The 17,997-nt window shown below is 73.0% G+C and carries 19 protein-coding genes and 1 pseudogene; 14 read left to right on the top strand and 6 right to left on the bottom strand.

The genetic code is table 11. The features are described from left to right. Positions 1-81: 81 nt before the first annotated feature. Positions 82-870: a GNAT family N-acetyltransferase gene (locus ACIQV3_RS33000; RefSeq protein ID WP_403718810.1), complete on the bottom strand. Its 789-nt coding sequence runs from the start codon at positions 868-870 to the stop codon at positions 82-84. Positions 871-1,019: 149 nt separating this feature from the next. Then, positions 1,020-1,223 (bottom strand): cold-shock protein, encoded by a 204-nt coding sequence (locus ACIQV3_RS32995; protein ID WP_243336897.1) that lies wholly within the window; start codon positions 1,221-1,223, stop codon positions 1,020-1,022. Positions 1,224-1,495: 272 nt separating this feature from the next. Between ACIQV3_RS32995 and ACIQV3_RS32990 the strand changes: the two genes are divergently transcribed. Then, positions 1,496-1,888 (top strand): molybdopterin-binding protein, encoded by a 393-nt coding sequence (locus ACIQV3_RS32990; protein ID WP_403718807.1) that lies wholly within the window; start codon positions 1,496-1,498, stop codon positions 1,886-1,888. A 13-nt stretch (positions 1,889-1,901) separates the two neighbouring features. Here the strand turns inward: ACIQV3_RS32990 and ACIQV3_RS32985 are convergent, their stop codons facing one another. Further along, positions 1,902-2,501: an HAAS signaling domain-containing protein gene (locus ACIQV3_RS32985; RefSeq protein ID WP_403718805.1), complete on the bottom strand. Its 600-nt coding sequence runs from the start codon at positions 2,499-2,501 to the stop codon at positions 1,902-1,904. Then, complete coding sequence (locus tag ACIQV3_RS32980) at positions 2,498-2,872, bottom strand: PadR family transcriptional regulator (RefSeq protein ID WP_403718801.1); 375 nt, start codon at positions 2,870-2,872, stop codon at positions 2,498-2,500. The genes ACIQV3_RS32985 and ACIQV3_RS32980 overlap by 4 nt, the downstream gene beginning before the upstream one ends. A gap of 214 nt (positions 2,873-3,086) precedes the next feature. On the opposite strand from ACIQV3_RS32980, the gene ACIQV3_RS32975 reads away from it, so the two are divergent. The 4 genes from ACIQV3_RS32975 (at position 3,087) to ACIQV3_RS32960 (ending at position 8,207) form a co-directional block, all read left to right on the top strand. Beyond that, entirely contained in the window at positions 3,087-4,109 is a 1,023-nt protein-coding gene (locus tag ACIQV3_RS32975) for a helix-turn-helix domain-containing protein (RefSeq protein ID WP_403718798.1), read from the top strand. A gap of 44 nt (positions 4,110-4,153) precedes the next feature. Beyond that, positions 4,154-4,792: a class I SAM-dependent methyltransferase gene (locus tag ACIQV3_RS32970; RefSeq protein ID WP_403718795.1), complete on the top strand. Its 639-nt coding sequence runs from the start codon at positions 4,154-4,156 to the stop codon at positions 4,790-4,792. 263 nt (positions 4,793-5,055) lie between these two features. Then, on the top strand, positions 5,056-7,200 hold the full coding sequence (locus ACIQV3_RS32965) for a glucose PTS transporter subunit IIA (protein WP_403718790.1): 2,145 nt from the start codon (positions 5,056-5,058) through the stop codon (positions 7,198-7,200). Positions 7,201-7,355: 155 nt separating this feature from the next. Continuing rightward, entirely contained in the window at positions 7,356-8,207 is an 852-nt protein-coding gene (locus ACIQV3_RS32960) for a PRD domain-containing protein (protein ID WP_403718787.1), read from the top strand. A gap of 160 nt (positions 8,208-8,367) precedes the next feature. Here the strand turns inward: ACIQV3_RS32960 and ACIQV3_RS32955 are convergent, their stop codons facing one another. Continuing rightward, positions 8,368-8,613 (bottom strand): hypothetical protein, encoded by a 246-nt coding sequence (locus ACIQV3_RS32955; protein WP_403718785.1) that lies wholly within the window; start codon positions 8,611-8,613, stop codon positions 8,368-8,370. A gap of 218 nt (positions 8,614-8,831) precedes the next feature. On the opposite strand from ACIQV3_RS32955, the gene ACIQV3_RS32950 reads away from it, so the two are divergent. The 8 genes and pseudogenes from ACIQV3_RS32950 to ACIQV3_RS32915 all read left to right on the top strand — a co-directional run bounded on the left by ACIQV3_RS32950 (position 8,832) and on the right by ACIQV3_RS32915 (position 15,751). After that, the gene (locus ACIQV3_RS32950; RefSeq protein ID WP_403718783.1) at positions 8,832-9,287 is read left to right on the top strand and encodes a hypothetical protein; all 456 of its coding nucleotides are present in this window, start codon (positions 8,832-8,834) and stop codon (positions 9,285-9,287) included. 58 nt (positions 9,288-9,345) lie between these two features. Further along, entirely contained in the window at positions 9,346-9,474 is a 129-nt protein-coding gene (locus tag ACIQV3_RS32945; protein WP_403718780.1) for a hypothetical protein, read from the top strand. Between the two features lie 119 nt (positions 9,475-9,593). Continuing rightward, positions 9,594-11,687, top strand: a pseudogene (locus tag ACIQV3_RS32940) (lantibiotic dehydratase); the annotation flags it as partial. Further along, positions 11,667-12,227 carry a thiopeptide-type bacteriocin biosynthesis protein gene (locus ACIQV3_RS32935; protein ID WP_403718836.1) on the top strand — a complete coding sequence of 187 codons (561 nt, stop codon included), beginning with the start codon at positions 11,667-11,669 and terminating at the stop codon, positions 12,225-12,227. The pseudogene ACIQV3_RS32940 and the gene ACIQV3_RS32935, both read left to right, overlap by 21 nt. Then, on the top strand, positions 12,224-13,594 hold the full coding sequence (locus ACIQV3_RS32930) for a lanthionine synthetase C family protein (RefSeq protein WP_403718778.1): 1,371 nt from the start codon (positions 12,224-12,226) through the stop codon (positions 13,592-13,594). Before ACIQV3_RS32935 ends, ACIQV3_RS32930 begins: the two co-directional genes overlap by 4 nt. 70 nt (positions 13,595-13,664) lie before the next feature. Further along, the gene (locus ACIQV3_RS32925; RefSeq protein ID WP_403718774.1) at positions 13,665-14,261 is read left to right on the top strand and encodes a flavoprotein; all 597 of its coding nucleotides are present in this window, start codon (positions 13,665-13,667) and stop codon (positions 14,259-14,261) included. A gap of 171 nt (positions 14,262-14,432) precedes the next feature. Beyond that, the gene (locus ACIQV3_RS32920) at positions 14,433-15,185 is read left to right on the top strand and encodes a helix-turn-helix transcriptional regulator (RefSeq protein ID WP_403718770.1); all 753 of its coding nucleotides are present in this window, start codon (positions 14,433-14,435) and stop codon (positions 15,183-15,185) included. A gap of 32 nt (positions 15,186-15,217) precedes the next feature. Then, complete coding sequence (locus tag ACIQV3_RS32915; RefSeq protein WP_403718767.1) at positions 15,218-15,751, top strand: DUF3291 domain-containing protein; 534 nt, start codon at positions 15,218-15,220, stop codon at positions 15,749-15,751. 135 nt (positions 15,752-15,886) lie between these two features. Here ACIQV3_RS32915 and ACIQV3_RS32910 read toward each other — a convergent pair whose 3' ends face one another. Further along, positions 15,887-17,524, bottom strand: coding sequence for a phosphodiester glycosidase family protein (locus ACIQV3_RS32910; protein WP_403718763.1), 1,638 nt, complete (start codon positions 17,522-17,524; stop codon positions 15,887-15,889). An 85-nt stretch (positions 17,525-17,609) separates the two neighbouring features. Here ACIQV3_RS32910 and ACIQV3_RS32905 point away from each other — a divergent pair, with 85 nt between their 5' ends. Then, positions 17,610-17,963: a hypothetical protein gene (locus ACIQV3_RS32905; protein ID WP_403718760.1), complete on the top strand. Its 354-nt coding sequence runs from the start codon at positions 17,610-17,612 to the stop codon at positions 17,961-17,963. Positions 17,964-17,997 lie beyond the last annotated feature (34 nt).

Genomic DNA, 17,997 nt, shown 5'->3' with positions numbered 1-17,997 from the left:
GCGGAGGTCGGCGCCGTGACGGCCCGGCCGGGCGTCGCCGGACCGGCTCCCCGTCTGCCAACGGCCCCGCAGGCCGGTTCCCTACGGGCGCGCTGTGAAGAGCGCCTCCGTGAACTCCGTGACATCGCCGAAGCCGAGCCGGCGGTAGAGACGGACGGCGGTGGCGTTGTCCGCACGGACGTTCAGTCCGATGTGGTCCACGGTCTCTCCCAGCCGTCGGCACAGCTCGGCGACGCAGGCGCCACCGGCTCCCTGCCCGCGGACCCGCGGATGCGTGGTGACGTTCCCGATCGCGGCGACGCGGTAGGCCGCCGAGTGCACGTGTACGCCGGCCACGGCGACCAGTTGTCCGGCCTGCCGGGCACCGACGTACTGGCCGGTGTCGAGCATGCGGTCGTCGAACCAGTTGCCCGGATACGCCTGCTCGAACAGTTCGAGAAGCTCCGGGAGGTCGGCGCGGCTCAGCGGGGCGGGCCGCCACGGTCCGGCGGGATACCGGTCGGCCAGGCCGGGCTCGGTCAGCGCCATGCGCAGCAAAGTGGTGTGTGACTGCGCGGTGTAGCCGGATTCCAGTACCTTCGCGGCGGTTCCGGTCAGATGCCCGAGGAAACGCCGGGGGAGTACGGGCAGCAGCGCCTCGGCCAGCTCCTCGAGGGCGGCCGCTTGACCGGGGCGGGTGAAGCCCAGCAGCGTCGGTACGTCGCCGACGGTGTAGAGCAGCGCCACCGGTCCGTCCTCGGACACGGTGTACCAGCTGGTGTGGGGCCACGGCAGGTCGTCGAGGTCGCCGAGTTCCATCAGGTTCATGGCCGGGTCCCGATCGAAGCGGGCGGCCAGGTCCGATCGGTCGTGCAGGCTGCGCAGGATCACCCGCACAGAGTACGGCGGGCCCCGGCCCGGTTCGACGGCGAGGCCGGGCAGGGCCGCGGGGGCGGCGCCGGACGCGGTGACGCCCCGCACCGAGACGGTGCGGGGCGTCGGGCTGCTGCGGCCCAGACCTCAGGCTGCTGCGGCTCGGATCAGAGGGGACGGATGTCCTCGGCCTGCGGGCCCTTCTGGCCCTGGGTGACCTGGAACTCGACCTTCTGGCCCTCCTGGAGCTCACGGAAGCCCTGGGCGTTGATGTTGGAGTAGTGGGCGAAGACGTCGGGGCCGCCGCCGTCCTGCTCGATGAAGCCGAAGCCCTTTTCCGAGTTGAACCACTTCACAGTTCCGGTAGCCATCTTTTTGCTCCCTGTCGGGGACGAGGGTCCTCGCTTCTGAGGACCCTTGGTTGTGGGTTGCCTGCCCTGGTCCTCCGACGCTTGGTGAAGCGGTACTTCGGACACACGACTGCCGATCACGAGGCATGATCTACCCACTTGCACGAGGAGGGCAAACCGATGATCGGTTTGCCCCGGATCGGGCACACCGACCCCGGTCGATCGGGCCCGCCGGAGCCCGGGACCGAGGATGATCAACAGGCCTGTGAGCTCCTGCCCCTAGGGTGGTGCTCATGGAGTCGTACACGATGGGACAGGCCGCCGAGCTGCTGGGCGTGAGCGTCGACACGGTGCGGCGGTGGGCGGACGCGGGCCGCTTCCCGACCCACCGGCAGGGAACCCGGCGCATCGTGGAGGGGCCCGCCCTCGCCGCGTTCTGCGTGGAGGTCGCCCACGAGGGCGCCGAAGCCGAGGACACCCCGTACACCTCGGCGCGCAACGCCTTCCCGGGGATCGTCACCGCGATCAAGCTGGGCGAGGTGTCGGCGCAGGTGGAGGTCCAGGCGGGCCCGCACCGCGTGGTGTCGCTGCTGACCCGGGAGGCCGTGGAGGAACTCGGCCTGCAACCGGGCGTGACGGTGACCGCCCGGGTGAAGTCGACCAGCGTGCACGTCCAGCGCGACTGAACGCCCTTGCGCTTCAGGCGCGGCGGACCCGCCAGAGCCATGCCGTCGTGCCGGCCAGCAGGACGAGCGTCGCCGCGTTGGCCAGGTGGGCCGGGGCATCGCCCACCGGGACGGCGACGGCCCACTTCCAGACGGCGATGGCGAGGGTCGGCAGGACGGCGGTGAGCAGGACACCGGTCGCCTTCCGGGCCGGGGTCCAGTGCACCGAGGTGCAGAGCAGCACCGCGCCGATGACACGGAACAAGGTGCTGCAGAAACCCGAGCCGGGCACGGAGGGGAAGGCCGAGGCGAACAGGAAGGGGAGGGTGAGCATCAGGAGCGGGACCATGGGGTGGACCTTCCCGCGGCGGACGGCCGCGCCGGCACCGTCGGGTGCCGGGGCACCGACGCCCCCGCTCCCCGCCTCGGCCAGTGCCGTCGCGGCGATCGTACGGGGGTCCCCCAGCTCCGCCAGGACCTCGCCGACCGTGACGCCGGGACGCTCGGCGCGCGTCACCTCGATGTGTTCGGCAAGGTCGGCGAGGAGTTCCCGGCGACGGTCGGCGGGCAGTGCGGAGCCCTCGCGTTCGACGGCGGAGAGGTAGTCGCGTACGGGGTCGGCCGAGGTCTTCATGCGGGGTCTCCGGTGGAGTGGTGCGGGGTGGCGAGGAAGCCGTCGACGGCGTTGCGGAAGCCGGGCCAGACCCGGGCGAACTCGTCGAGCGCGGCCCGGCCGCTGTCAGTGAGCGCGTAGTAGCGGCGGGGCGGTCCGGAGGCGGACTCCTGCCAGGTCGTGGTGACCAGGTCGTCGCGGCGCAGCCGGGAGAGCAGCGGGTAGACCGTGCCCTGGCTGGTGGCCAGGGTGCCGGAGTCCTCCAGGGCGTGAAGGAGCTCCACGCCGTACCGGGGGCGGTCCCGCATCAGTGCGAGCACGCAGTACTCCAGGACGCCCTTGCGCAGCTGGGCGGCGGCCCGGGCCTGCTTGGTCGAATCACCTGGTTCCATGCGATGCAAGATACCTGGCGAGGCAACTAGGCGGAAGGGGGGCGAGGACGGGGGTGCGAGGGCGGGGCTGCGAGGACGGGGGTGCTCGGGTGGACAGGTGTCCTCGCCGGAGCCCGGTGGGCTGATACTTGATCGCGTGACGGGGGGAAGCACGGCTGTGGGTCAACCGGTGAGGAACCGGTTCACGGCCAGGTCAAAGGGTGTGGGTGATCGCATGGGCTCGTCGGTTACGCCGGGAGTCGACGTGGCGCGCGAGGACAGGTTCGACTGGTTCTGCGAGACGGTGTCCAGCGATGTGATGCCCGTCACGCTCAGTACCCGGCACACGGCCGACTTCCGCGCCAAGATCACGGACCTGGATCTCGGCGTGGTGCGGTTGTCCTCGGTCGCGTGCTCACCCGTCCTCTCGCGCCGCACCCCGGCCCACGTCCGGCGGGGCGATCCCGAGCACCTGCAGCTGGCCCTGATCAGTCAAGGCGCGTTCAGGATCTCCCAGCGGGGCAGTGAGTCGGTGGTCGCCGGCGGACTCGTGCTCACGGACACCTCGCGGCCGAGCGAAGGGGTCAGCGCGGGCGGGCAGGGAGAGGCGATCGTGCTCCAGATGCCCCGCCCCGCCGTAGCGCTGCGCGCGGACCGGGTGGACCGCCTCCTCGCGCGGAGCCTGGCCGCGGACAGAGGGTCGGGGGCGATCCTCGCGGACTTCCTGAGGACGCTGCTCACGCACGGCCCGCGCTGCCGCCCGGAGGAACTGCGCGGGATGGGGGCCATCGCCCTCGACCTGGCCACCGCCTGCCTCGCGCGCCAGCTCGGCGACCTCGGCGAGGCGCCCGCCGAGGCGCGCGCACAGGAAACCCTGCAGCGGATCCACCGCTTCATCGACAACAACCTCGGCGACCCGCGCCTGACCCCTCAGATGATCGCCGACCGGCACAGCATGTCCCTGCGAGGCCTCTACGCCCTCTTCGCCGACCAGCCGCGGAGCGTCGCGGCACGGATCCGCGAAAGCCGGCTGGAACGCGCCCACGCCGACCTCACCCGAGGGGGGACGCGAGGTCGGCCCGTACAGGCGATCGCGGCTCGCTGGGGATTCTCCAGCGCCACCGCGTTCAGCCGGGCCTTTCGCGAAGCCTACGGAATCACCCCCACCGAACACCGCGCGGCCTCCCCGGCCTCCCCGGCCGCCACCCCGGGTCGCGAACTCCCGGGCTCGTGCGAGCCCGCGGATTCCCCGGTGTAGGAGCGCCGATCAGCCACGCGGATCCGGATGTTAGCTTCCTGCCCATGATGGATCACCAAGCCGAGACCGGGGCGGCCTACGACGGGGTCGTCGAGCTGTACGCGTCGCTGTTCGCCGACCGGCTGGAGACGCAGCCCTTCTCGCGAGCCATGATCAACACCTTCGCCGAGCTGGTGCGCGGGACGGGGAACCCGCGAGCGGCGGACGTCGGGTGCGGCCCCGGGCACCTGACGGCCATGCTGCACGACCTGGGGCTGGACGCCTTCGGGCTCGACCTCTCCGCGGCCATGGTCGACCACGCCCGGCGGGCCCACCCGACGCTGCGGTTCGACGAGGCGCGCATGGAGGCCCTGCCCGTCGAGGACGCCGCGCTCGGCGGCGTCCTGGCCCACTACTCGATGATCCACACCCCGCCCGGGGAACTGCCCGCGCTGCTCGCCGAGCAGGCGCGTGTCCTGGTGCCCGGGGGCCTGCTCCTCGTCTCGTTCTTCGGGACCGACGGACCGGAGCCGGTCCGCTTCGACCACAAGGTGACGCCCGCCTACAGCTGGCCGGTGGACCGCTTCGCCGAATCGCTGGCAGCGGCGGGCCTCGTTCCGTTCGCCCGGCTGGTCCACGACCCGGCCTCCGAGCGGGGATTCCTCGACGCCCACGTGCTCGCCCGCCGCCCGGAGACGAAGTAACGCACGTCATGCCCCGCGCCGTCCTCCGCGGCCGCTTCCCGGTGTTAATGTTTTGTCTGATCGATCTCGATCACAGGATTGTTACTCCCCGAGGACGTCACCTTCGTCGCCACGCGACGCCAAGGCGGCGCACCGCTTGAGGGGAGGCAAGGCCTGGGTGGCGCCGCGTGCGCGACCCGGGCCTTTTTTGTTGCCCGGATCCGGGCGTGAGAGATCGCGAACCGAAGCAGGATGGCAAGAGCCCCAGGATGCAAGGACGCATCATGAACACACCCGTAGCCGGACCCGGCACGCTGGCGGAGCAGATCCTCCGAGGCGTCGGCGGAGCCGAGAACATCGAGAGCCTCACGCACTGCGCGACGAGGCTGCGCTTCCAGCTCCACGACGGGGCGAAGGCCGACACGGCAGGGCTCGACGCCCTCGCCGGCGTCATGGCCACCGTGCCCCAGTCCGGTGACCGCCTCCAGATCGTGATCGGCGGAGCCGTCGCACGCGTCTACTCCGAGATCATGAACCTGCCGTCGATGGCGGGCGGCGCCGCGCCCGGCCCGAAGTCCGACGCCGACGTCAAGGCGGCGATGCGGTCCAAGAGCCGCGGACGCTACGCCTGGGTCGACAACTTCTTCGAGTACCTCTCCGACTCGTTCCGCCCGCTCATGGGCGTCCTGCTGGGCTCCTCGCTCATCATCGCGATCGCCTCCGTCCTCGACGCCCTGGGCTTCGTCGACTTCCGTGCGGCGGACAAGTCCGCCACCTGGGTGTTCGTCGACGCCATGTGGCGCTCGGTGCTGTACTTCCTGCCGATCATGGTCGCGTACAACTCGGCCAAGAAGCTGAAGATCGATCCCTGGGTCGGCGCCGCGGTGATGGCCGCGGTGATGACCCCGAACTTCACGGGCATGCTCAACCCGAAGTCCGGCATCCCCGGCATCACCTGCACCACCAACGGGACCCTCGGCACCCAGGAGTGCGTGGCGCACGTCTTCGGGCTGCCGATGCAGCTGAACGACTACGGCGGCCAGGTCTTCGTGCCGCTGCTGATGGTCGCCGTGCTCGCCCTGGTCTACAAGGGACTGCAGCGGATCTTCCCGGAGACCGTGCACTTGGTCTTCGTACCGTTCTTCAGCATGCTCATCATGATCCCGGTCACCGCCTTCCTCATCGGCCCGATGGGCGTCTGGGCCGGCAACGGTCTCGGTGAGGGCCTGTCCTGGCTGAACGGCAACGCCCCGATCGTCTTCGCGATCCTCATCCCGCTGCTGTACCCGTTCCTGGTGCCGCTGGGCCTGCACTGGCCGCTGAACGCGCTCATGCTCGTGAACATCAACACCCTGGGCTACGACTTCATCCAGGGCCCCATGGGCGCCTGGAACTTCGCCTGCTTCGGCGCGACCGCCGGTGTGCTGCTGCTCTCCCTGCGCCACCGCGAGAAGGAGATGCGCCAGACCGCCACCGGCGCCCTGGCCGCGGGTCTGCTCGGCGGCATCTCCGAGCCCTCCCTGTACGGCATCCACCTGCGCTTCAAGCGGATCTACCCGCGCATGCTCGTGGGCTGCCTCGTCGGCGGCGTGATCGTGGGCGTCATGGGCGGCGTGGACACCAAGGCCTTCGCCTTCACCTCCCTGCTGACCATCCCGGTCTTCTCCCCGATGACCACCTACGCCATCGCGATCACGGCCGCCTTCTTCGTCTCGATGGCGCTCGTGTACTTCTCCGACTTCCGCACCCCGGAGGACCGCGCCCAGGCCAACGCCGAGCGCGACGCCGCCGAGGCGGCCCTCCACGCGGAGCCCGCAGCGGCCGATGACCGCGAGCTCGTCACCGTCGGCGCGGCGGCGGCCACCGCCGGCGCTCCCACCGCCACCGCCGGCGCTCCGACCGCCACCACCGCCGCCCCCGATTCCACGACGGGCGCTCCGGCTCCCGCCCCCGCTCCCACCCCCGCCCCCGGCAAGGGAACCGACCTCGCCGCGCCGGTCGCGGGCCGCGTCGTCGGCCTCGACGAAGTCGGCGACCCCGTCTTCGCCTCCCGCGCGCTCGGCGAGGGCGTGGGCATCGAGCCGGCGGACGGCCGCATCGTCGCCCCGGTCGACGGAGAGCTGATCATCGTCGCCGCCACCGGCCACGCCTTCGGCATCCGTACCGCGGACGGCATCGAGGTGCTCATCCACATCGGCATCGACACGGTGCAGATGAAGGGGGAGGGCTTCGACGTCCGCACCGAGGCCGGCCGGCAGGTCTCCGTCGGCGACCTCCTCGTCGAGGTCGACCTCGACGCCGTACGCGCGGCGCAGCACCCGACGGTCACCCTCATGACCGTCACGAACACCGCCGACCTCACCTCGGTCGAGCCGCACACCGGGCAGACGGTCACCGCCGGCGCGCCCGTGGTGACCGTAAGGCGCTGAGGTCCGGCCACCGGTCCGCCGCGGGCACGTGCCTCCCCGTGGGGCACGTGCCCGCGCCGTACCGGTCCGGGGGGAGAGGGCGGGTGGCGCAGGGGTGGCGGACAATGCGGGATCATTGGGCAGTACCGGACCGCGAACGAGAAGGAGAGCAGGCGTTGAAGGCGCTGCGTGTCCTCAATAACAACGTGGTCCTCGCGCACGACGACAAGGGCCAGGAGGTCATCCTCACCGGGCGCGGCATCGGGTTCAGCTCCCGTCAGGGCAAGCCCGTCGATCCCGCGCTGATTGTGCGCGTCTTCGTCCCGGCGGACGGCCGTGATCCCGACCACCTGAGCGAGGTGCTCGCCCTCATCGACGAGGAGGTGCTGCGGGCCGTCGTGATCGCCCTCGACGAATCCGGCATCGAGGGGCGCGAGTCCACCCGGCCCACCCTCGCCATCGCCGTGGCCGACCACGTCGTCGGCGCTCTTGACCGGGCCGCCCGGGGCATCGTCATCGAGTACCCGCTGCGCGCGGAGGTCCAGGCCCTGTACGCCGCCGAGTACGCCCAGGCGCAGCACCTGCTCGATGCCATCAACGAGCGCGTCGACCCGCGGCTGGACGACTCGGAGGCGATCGCGCTCGCGCTGCACCTGGTCAACGCCGGTTTCGCCACGGGCGACCTGTCCTTCACGTACACGATGACCGGGGTCATCCAGCAGATGCTGGCCGTCGTGAGGGAGCGGTACGGGCTGTCCGTCTCCCAGGAGTCCATGAGCGCGGCACGGTTCATCACCCACGTGCGCTACCTCTTCGTACGGATCCAGCAGCACCGGCAGCTGAAGGGGCACGAGTCCACGATCGGCGAGGGCATCCGCCGGCACTACCCGGAGGCGACCCGCACCGCGCAGCAGCTCGCGACGATCGTCGAGCTGCGTCTGGGGCAGCACCTGAGCGAGGACGAGGTCTCCTACCTGGCGCTCCACGTGGCCCGCATGACGACGGAGCCGGACGGTACGGCCGCGTAGGACCCGCGTGACCGCACCACACGCACGGTCCGGGAAGCCGCCGACATGCCCCTGCCGAGAGTTCGGCTCCGGGAAGCTCGAGGGTGACGCTGGCCACGCCGTCCGCGGCGGCACGCCGGGACGAGCGGATCCCGGCGGCGGGTCTGCCGCCGGGAACGGCTCACTCCGGCGCCGGTGCGGGCTCGCGCCGGCGAAGGTCCCGCACCGCCAGGGCCGCGCCCCGGCCGTCTCCCAGCATCCCCCAGAGCCCCAGCGGGACGACGAGCCACCGCCAGGCGCTGTGGAATTGCGTGATCACGGCGACCACAAAGACGATCTGGAACGCACAGGCCACCAGGTTGCCCAGCAGGCGCAGCGCCGGATGCGCTCTCCTGTGGAACACCTCTTCGAACAGGGTCTTTTTCACTTTCCCACCCCTCATGCAGACCGGGGGATCACCCCGGACGACGACAGGCACACAGTAGCGGCGTGCTCCGAACGGTCACTGGCCTCGACGTTTCGTGATGCCGCCCGGCGCAGTTCAGATCGTGAACATCTTCCGTTTCAATGTCATGTGAAATATCACATGACATAAGCCCTGGCCGGATCCCCGGACGGTGCTCCACACAAGGAGAGCGAACCACGATGAACCGCTTAGCCCTGCTCGCAGCCAGTGCGATGGGTCTGGTCGTCTGCACGATCACCCCGGCCGCCGCCGCCCCGTCGGCGGACACGACCGAGACGGTCACTTCCTGCGGCGCCTCCGGCCTGCAGGCGGGTCTGGCCACCCGGGTGTGCGCGGAGGTCACCGGTACGTCCGTCACGTTCTACGGGAAGGTCGCACTGGCCGGCCCGCCCTCCCCGGGCAGCCCGCAGCCCGTGGCCAAGGAGCTGCTCACCACCCTGTCCGTGGAGGTCGTCGGAGCCGCCGCACCGCAGACCCAGGTCAAGCCGGTCCTGTTCACCGCCGCCACCATCGAGGTACGGGCCCCCGCCGCCGCCGCCGCGACGTGCGGTTCGACCGTCCGCGGCACCTTCGGCGTGGCCGCGTACCCCCGCGCGGCCAGTCCCGTGGTCCACGAGGTCACCCTCACCTGCTGAGGCTTCCCGCGCGCACGAGGAAGAAGCCCCCTCCGCGCTCCAGGGCAAGCAGCTCACCGTGGTCGTGACGGCCCGCAAGGCCGGACACCCGACGGTGAAGGCCACCAGCGCCGCCGCGCTCGTCAAGGGAGTCGCACCCAAGGCGACGAAGGCCCCGGCCCTGACGGGAACGGCCACATCACCGTGAAGGTGACGGCCTACCGGACCGGCCACCTGACCGGCACCGCGGCCACCCGCGCGACCACCCGCGCGACGGCCACGGTCACCGGCTGACCCAGCCGCTCGAAGCGAAGCCCCGCCCCGCCCGGAGCCGTCGCCGGACTCCTGGCCACACTGGTGCGACAGGAATTCCTCGTCACGAACATGCGGCCGGTACTCGACGGCAGCGATCCGCTGACCCACCTCATCGGGGTGCTCGCCGACGCCCGGGACTCCGTCGGCGCACCGTTCCCGGTGCTGACCGGGCTACGGGAAGCGGCCGCGGCCCGGGACCGGTTCGACGCGGCCGTTCCCGGCGAGCGCCGCGCGGCGCTCGCCGACCTCGAAGCCGCACTGCGCGGGCTTGGAGCGGTGCGGGAGGACGACCGGCTCGTCCACGTGGATCTGGCGCTCGGCGCCGATGTGCGGCTGCCGCAGTCCGTGGCCGACGAGGCGGCCCGCTCGATGGACGTCCTGTGGAGGTTGTCGCCGCCCGGCCCCGGGATGCCGTCCCTTCGCTCGTACCACCGGGAGTTCATCGAGCGCTACGGCGCCGACCGGGTCGTCCCGGTCCTCGAGCTGCTCGACGACACGGTCGGACTGGGCGCTCCCGCGGGTTACGAGTGGCCGGCCTCCTCGCGGACCGAGGAACCGCACGCTCCGGCGGAGCGGACCCGGGATCTGCTGCTCGGTCGGCTGGCCGCCGCGGCGGTCCGGGACGGGGCCCGCGAGGTGGTCCTGGACGACGACCTCGTGGAGCGGCTCACCCGCGGCGAGCCGGACCGCGCCGGGCTGCCCAGGTCCTGCGAGGTGTTCTGCACCCTCGTCGCGGACTCCGAGGAGGCCCTCGACCGCGGCGACTTCCTGCTCGTCGCCGGACCGGGGCCGGCCCCCGCCGAAGCCGGGGCGACATTCGGCCGGTTCGCGGGGCTCACCGGGGGCATCACCGAGGAACTGGCCGCCGCCGTACACCGGGACGTACCCGGGGCCGCGCACCTCACCGTCGCGTTCCAACCGCGTACCGCACGGGCCCTGAACATCGCCAACAGCCCGCGCACGGCCGGACACCAGGTGGCCGTGGGGCTGCCGCCGAACCCGGCCGCGACCGCCGTACGGCTCGACGAGATCGGTGTCGCGGGGAACGCCGACCACCTCTACCCGGTCCACCTGCCCACCGGCCTGAGGCTGCTCCCGCACACCTCGCACGCCCTCGACCTGCGCGGCCAGGCGCCCAACGCCGCCCGGTTCCTGCTGGAACTGGGCCGGGACGGGACCCGCATGTGCACCCCCTGGGACTGGGGCCCGGTCAAGAGCGCTCCCTACCTGCCGCGCGTCCGCTACGGCCGCACGATCCTTTCCCCCGCGACCTGGCGCCTCGACGAGCTGCGGGAACACGCCGCCCGCGGACCGGCCGAGTGGACCGCCGCGGTGACCGAGTGGCGGGAGCACTGGGGCGCGCCGCAGCGGATCGTACTGAGCCGGCTCGATCACCGGCTGCCCCTCGACCTGACCGACCCCTGGCACCTGGAGGTGCTCCGGGACGCGCTCACCAAGGACACCGACCCCCTCGCCACGGAGGTCCCCGGCGGCGGGGAACATCCCGGTGGCTGGCTCCGGGGCCCGGACGGCCTGCCCCGGCAGGCCGAACTGGCCCTGGCCTTCACCGGCGCCGAAGCGTCCGCGGCGCCGCTCGCGGCCCGCCCCGCGGGTCCGGTGCGCACCACGGGACGGCGGTCAGCGGAGATCGGCGGCGAGTGGCTGTACGCCAAGCTCTACCTCCCCGAACGGCACGTCCCCGCGTTCCTCCGCGAGCGGCTCACCCCCTTCCTCGCCGATCTGTCCGCCGAGCACGGGGAGCTCGTGGACCGGTGGTTCTTCATCCGCTACCGGGGCGAGGAGGACCATCTCCGGCTGCGCTTCCACGGGCCGGCCGGGCCCCTGTGGGAGCGGCTGCTGCCCGCCCTGCGCGCGGCGGTCCTCGAATGGACCGCCGAGGGCCTGATCGGGCGGTGCGTGCTCGACGCGTACGAGCCCGAGTGGGAGCGGTACGGAGGACCGCGGGCCCAGCCGGCAGCGGAACGGTTCTTCGCCGCCGACAGCCGCCTGGCCCTCACCGTGGCGCGGGCGGCCCGGGCCCAGGAGGCCGGAGGGCTCCGCTGGGACCCGGAGACCCTCGCCGCGATGTCGGTGGCCTCGATGGCCCAGGCCTTCGGCCCGGTGCCCGCCCCCAGCCCCGGCACCGGCCCCGGCACCGGCCCCGGTACCGGCCCCGGCACCAGAGCCGGCTCCGGCAGCGGTTCCGGCACCGCTGCCGGAACGGGTACCGGCACCGGCCCGACCGCACAGGACCGGTACGGGCCGGGGGAGTCGGGGGCCGCCTGGCTCGCCGCGGGTGCGGCCGGCCACGACCTCCCACCGGGTTTCCGGGCCGACCGGGCGCAGTGGCTGCGCCTGATCGACCCGGTCGGCGGGTGGCCCGTCCTCGAAGGGAGCCCGGCCGGCCGAGAGGTGCTCGCCGCCCTGACCGACCAGGCCGCCCGGCTGCGCGAGTACCGGGCGGTCCTCGACGAGATCGCCGACGCCGACGAGAGCTGGTCGCCACTGCCCCGTGTGCTGGCGAGCCTCCTCCACATGACCTGCAACCGCCTCCTCGGCCCCGACCGGGACGCAGAACGGCGGGCCTACGCCGCTGCCCGAGCCTGTATGACCGGCAACGCCGACCGAAGGAGGCACCACCGGTGACCACGGCCACCAGCCTGCTCGAGTCCGCCGTCACACGGGTGGCGGACGCACTCGCCGACCCCGGGACGATGGTCCGGCACCCCGGCGAGCGCGGGGACGCGGTGTCCCTCGAAGGGAGCGCCGGAGCCGCGCTGTTCCTCGCGGAACTCGCCGGACGCGATCCGGGCCGCCTGCCGGCCGCCCACGCCCACCTGTCGGTGGCCGCGCGGGCCCTGAACGGGACCGCCAGCGCGGGGCTCCACTACGGTCCCGCCGCGGTACTGGCGGCCGCGCAGGCCTGTGCACGGCTCGGCGGGCACTATCCGCGGCTGCGCCACCAGCTGACCGAACACGTCGCGGCGGAACTCATGGCCAAGATCGCCTCCGCGCCGCCCCCCGGCGCGGGGGTGGACTGGACGGCGTACGACGTCATCTCCGGCGCGGCCGGCACCGGCCGGCTGCTGCTCGGCGCGGTGGTCGACGGCGACCCCCAGGAGCGGGCCGCGGCCGAACCGGCGCTGCGGGCCGCCCTCACCCGTCTCACCGCCCTGTCCCGCCCGGTGACGGTCGACGGCCACCGGGTCCCCGGCTGGTGGGTGCCCGGCTCGCTGCAGGCCACCCGCGCGGACCAGGAGCTTTTCCCCCGCGGCGACTTCAACCTCGGTCTGGCCCACGGCATCGCGGGACCACTGACGCTGCTCGTCCTGTGCGCCGAAGCAGGGGTCACGGTGGACGGCCAGCTCGCCGCCGTCCACCGGATGGGACGCTGGCTCGCCGACCGGACCGACCGCGACGCGGACGGGCCCTACTGGGAGCCGCGGCTGGCCTTCGACGACGAGATCGTACGGGGCGCCGGCGGCGGCACACCCCCCTCCGATCACGCCGCCGCGGCCTCGGGCGGGGCCTGGTGCTACGGAGCGGTCGGCATCGCGAACGCGCTCGCCCGGGCCGCGCGGCTCACCGGAGAGGCGGACTGGCACCGGCTCGTCCTCGAAGGCGCCCGCGCGCTGCTGCGCCGCCCCGCGACCGGACACCACCTGAAGGGCCCCACCCTCTGCCACGGCCGGGCCGGTTTTCTGCAGGGCTCGTGGCGGCTGGGCCGGCTGACCGGGGACCGGGAACTCCTGGAGCGGACCGCACCGCTCGCCGAGGAGCTGGCCGCCCTGGCGGACCCGGAAACACCTTTCGGTTTCCGCCACCTGTCGCCCGTACGGTCCGACCGGGGCTGGGACCGTACGCAGCCCCTGCGCGCCGTGGACAACGGCGGCCTCCTCGAAGGGGCGTCGGGGGTCGCCGCGGCGCTCCTCTCGATGCTGCCCGGCGACCCCGTGGGATCGGGAGCATCCGGGGACGGCCCGCACTGGGACCGCGTACTGCTCCTGTCCTGAGCCCGCGCACACACATCCGCGCCGGGCCCCGCGCCCCGCCCCGCCCCCGCCCCGTAGGAGGAGACCCGTCATGAGCTCTGACACCAACCCGCTCCGCGATCTCCTCGCCCTGCCCCGGGGGCGGATCCTCATGGTGGGCACGGGCGCCTTCGACGTGGTGAAGATGCCGACCTGGGCGATGTGGATGCGGGTTACCTGCGGCTGGTCGGTACGGGCCTGCCTGACGGCGTCCGCCGATCTCCTGGTGTCCCGGCGTGCGCTGGCCGCCGCGACCCAGGCACCGGTCAGCGGGCCGGAGTGGGACACGGAACAGGGCCGGGTACCGCACCAGGAGCTGGCCGAATGGGCCGACCTGGTCCTGGTACTGCCGGCCACCGTCAACTTCATCGGGAAGTGTGCGGCGGGCATCGCCGACGACCTGGCCCTGACCACGGTCATGAACACGGAGGCACCCGTGATCATCGGCCCTTCGGTCCCGGCCACCGCACTGCGGCGCCCGACCGTCCGGCGCAACCTGCGCACCCTGCAGGAGGACGGCTTCTTCGTGGTGCCTGCCTCGGCGGGAACCTCCGTACACGAGGGCCGCACCACCGACGGCTGGGGAAGCGAGCTGGGCCCCGCGCTGGAGTGCGCGGCGAAGGCCCTGGCCGAACGGCGGACGCCCTGACGCGCACGCACAGGCCGCCCGCCGTCGGAGCTCAGGAGTCGCCGTCGGGACCCGCTGCAGCCTCGCGTCGTCACGGGCCCCACCTCGATCGCCGGCTCGTAGAAGCCTCCGTGGGGCGGTCGGCGGCCCTCCCTCTCTATCTCCAACCCGCGTTGTTTCTAGACTGGCGGGGTGGAGGACATCGATGTGATCGCGGCGTTGCAGGACCCCGTCCGGCGCCGCCTGTACGAGTACGTGGCGGCGCAGGACCGGGAGGTGGGCCGCAACGAGGCCGCTGAGGCGGCCGGGGTGACGAGGACGCTCGCCGCGCACCATCTGGACAAGCTGACCGAGGTCGGCCTCCTGGAGAGCGGCAGCCGCCGCCTCACGGGTCGCTCGGGCCCGGGCGCCGGCCGTCCGGCCAAGGTGTACACGCGGACGCGGACCGAGTGGGGGGTGTCGCTGCCCGCCCGCGACTACCGCACCGCCGCCGACCTGCTCGCCGAGGCCGCCGAGGAGGCCGGTCTCGACGCCGGACTCCGCGCCGCCGCGCGTCGCCGGGGCGCGGAACTGCGCGGCTCGGCGGCGCCCTGCGGCGGCCTCGAAGAGGCGGTGGAGATGCTGACCGCCCGCGGCTACGAACCTCACCTGGAAGCCGCTGAGGGGCCGGAGGGTGGCCCCGGAGCGACCGGAGCGACCGGAGCGACCGGAGCGACCGGAGCGACCGGACCCGCCGGTGCCACCGACTCGGCCGCCCGGATCGTCCGCATGCGCAACTGCCCCTTCCATGCCGTCGCCGAACGTTTCCCGCCGCTGGTCTGCGGCATGAACCTCGCCCTGCTGGAGGGGATGCTCGGCGCGGACGGTCCCGTCCGTGCCCGTATGGACGCCCGCCCCGGTCAATGCTGTGTGGTGCTGGAAACTTCTAAAAACAATGAACATTGACATAGAAAACCCGGACGTGTTGGGATGAGGCCATGACCGCATCCACACATCCGGCCGTCCCCCCTCTCCCGCAGCCTCACCGTCTTGCCCAGCTGAACGTCTCCACCCTCCTCCACCCCCTCGACGACCCGCGCCTGGCGCCGTTCGTCGAGATGCTCGATTCGGTCAACGCCGCCGCCGACGGTGCGCCCGGCTTCGTGTGGAGGCTGGTGGGGGAGGGGGACGCCGACGCCACCGCCCTGCGCCCCGCCGGGGAGAACGTCATCGTCAACCTGACGGTGTGGGAGTCCCAGGAAGCCCTGTGGGACTTCGCCTACCGCAGCGGGCACCTGGAAGCGATGCGCCGGCGCCGCGAATGGTTCCAGCGGCACGTGGCGGCGCACCTGGTCCTCTGGTGGATCCCCGCCGGACACATCCCGACCGTGGAGGAAGCCCTGGAGCGGCTCTCGGACCTACGGACCCACGGGCCGTCCCCGCGCGCCTTCACCTTCGCCTCCTCCTACGACGCCTCCGAGGCCGCCCCACCGTCTCCGGCCCCGGCCGGGCGGGCGGGAGGGGCCCGGTGACGCACCTGTCGGCCGCGGACTGCCGCCGAACCGCTCGGCCCCACGAAGGGGCGCTCGATGGTGCGGACCCCGGCACGCGGAAGGGCCGCTCCCTCACGTACGGGGGAACGGCCTCCGGCCCGCGTCGGCCCGGCGTCAGCGGCCGGGCGACGCGCCGTGCAGGAGCAGGACGTTGCCGAGCGACCGCGGACCCGTGGGGTCCGAGGGGCGGTTGAGGATGCCCGACCCCGCGGTGACCATCACGCTCGATCCTCCGCCGTCGAGGTTCAGTGCCTCCCGGGCACCCAGGGACTTCATCAGTTTCGCTGCCGCGGCCACGCCCAGGCCTTCGCTCCATCCGGCCCGGCGCCCGTCCACGACGACCAGCAGCAGCCGGCCCTGGGCGTCGACGCCGAGCATGGAGCGCGGGTTGCCGCGGACCACCCAGTTGTAGGTGAAGGTCTGGTCGTCCCCCTCACGGATGATGCCGTCGGCGAGGGCGTTCACGGCGATCCGCCCGTCCCGGACCAGCGTCGGGCCCACCTGGAGGATCGTGGTGTCCGGGGTGAGGGGGACCTCGAGTCCGGCGCCGTCCAGGACGCGCTGGGTGATTCCCAGCCGGGCTCCGGTGCGCGCATGCGCGACCAGCCAAGCGGCGCTCTCCCCGATCGCCTGGAGGGTGGAGCCGCCCGCGGGAGGCTTGGCCCCGCGCGTGCGGTGCACCGCCGTCACCCGGTCGTCGCGGTCCAGGACCACCTCGGCGCCCGCTCCGGTGGGCGGGGTGTTCCACTCGGGGGTGAAGCGGACGAGCTCGCTCTCGTCGGTGCACTTGAAGTCGTGCCGCGGGTGCTGGGTGGGCCGGTCTCCGCCGACGCCGCCGCAGTTCCAGATCTCGCCGGGGATCCGGTTGACGCCGTCGATCTCCCTCGTGGAGCCGCCCGCGTCGACCGTGATCCGCGCGGTGTACGTGTCGACGTCCAGTTGCCGCCCGCCGTTCGTGATCCTGAAGCCCCCGCGGCCCTGGGTCGCCGAGCTCAGCAGCCGGCCGTTCTTGACGTACAGGCCGAGCGGCGCGCCGGCCGCGAACCACTGGGCGTTGATCCCCGCGAGCGCCCCGGCGGCGGCCGCCAGGTCGGGCAGCTTCTCGTGGACGTCGATGCTCGGCCCGAAGTCACTGGCCAGCCGCCCGGTGAACCGCTTGAAGTCCACCCGCAGTACGAACACCCGCTGGAGGGCGTCCGCGTCCGTGCCGTCCTGCGCCGTGTACCGGGTGTCCCCGGCGAATCCGGCCGCCCGGACCTGGGCGAGCGCGGATGCCGCCGCGCCCTGGTCGGCGTACCGGCCGATCCGCACGGTCCAGCCCAGGGTGCCGGCCGGGCGGTCCGCGAAGGCGGGTACGAGGACCCGTTCCACCCGGGGTTCGAGGCCCTTGGCCCGCAGGGCCGCGGCCACCCGTTCGGCGCGCTCCTCGGGGCCGAGGGCGGCGGTGGCCCGGCTGTAGGGGCCGTCGGCGGTCGTGGGCTGGTTCACGTGGACGGTCCAGACGTCGTCGGCGTCCGTCCGGCCGAGGACGATCGACGTCTGGGTGACCCCGGGGGCGATCACGGTGGACCGCCGGGACTCGGGGAACGGGAGCGTGCTGGGTTCGGGAGCGGCGGCCTCCACCGGGCTCGGGGCCGGGGCCGGGTTCGGTCGTCCGGCTGCTCCGGTTGCCGGTGCCGCGCCGAGTGCGGCGAGCGCGCAGACGGCGAGGACGGCGACGGACGACACGGCGGCGTGCGGCGGCTGACGCATACGGCTCTCCCTGAAGGTGAGATGGTGCGTCCGTCCAGTGCAGGAGCAGCACGTGGCGGGAGGCGCAACAGGGCTCGCTCCGCACGTGAATTCCCGGGAACGAGCCCTGCCGCCGGTTCGGCCGCGCCGTGCCAACGCCCTGCGCGGGCAGGTGGCCGGGGCCCGGCCGACCGCCTTCGACGTCCACACGGCCGGCGTACGGCGGAGCGTGCGCAGCGGCCTCGGACACCGGGTTCCCGCCGAGCCGCTGACGGAAGCGGAGGACGCCGAACTGCTGGTGCTGCCCGCCCTCAAGGAACGCGGGCCCGACGCGCTCGTGGACACCGTGGCCTCCCACGGCCACCGCACCGCCCCAGGGGCCTTGCCCAGGCGCGGAAACGGGGCACCCCGCTCGCCTCCTTGGCGGGCGCCGGGTTCAGCCACATCGACCTGGCGCTGACGATCGTCGGGGACCGCAGCCAGAACCTGGCCGA

Source organism: Streptomyces sp. NPDC099050, from assembly GCF_044759865.1.
Taxonomy (GTDB): domain Bacteria; phylum Actinomycetota; class Actinomycetes; order Streptomycetales; family Streptomycetaceae; genus Streptomyces.
This window is presented reverse-complemented; position numbering and strand designations above follow the sequence as displayed.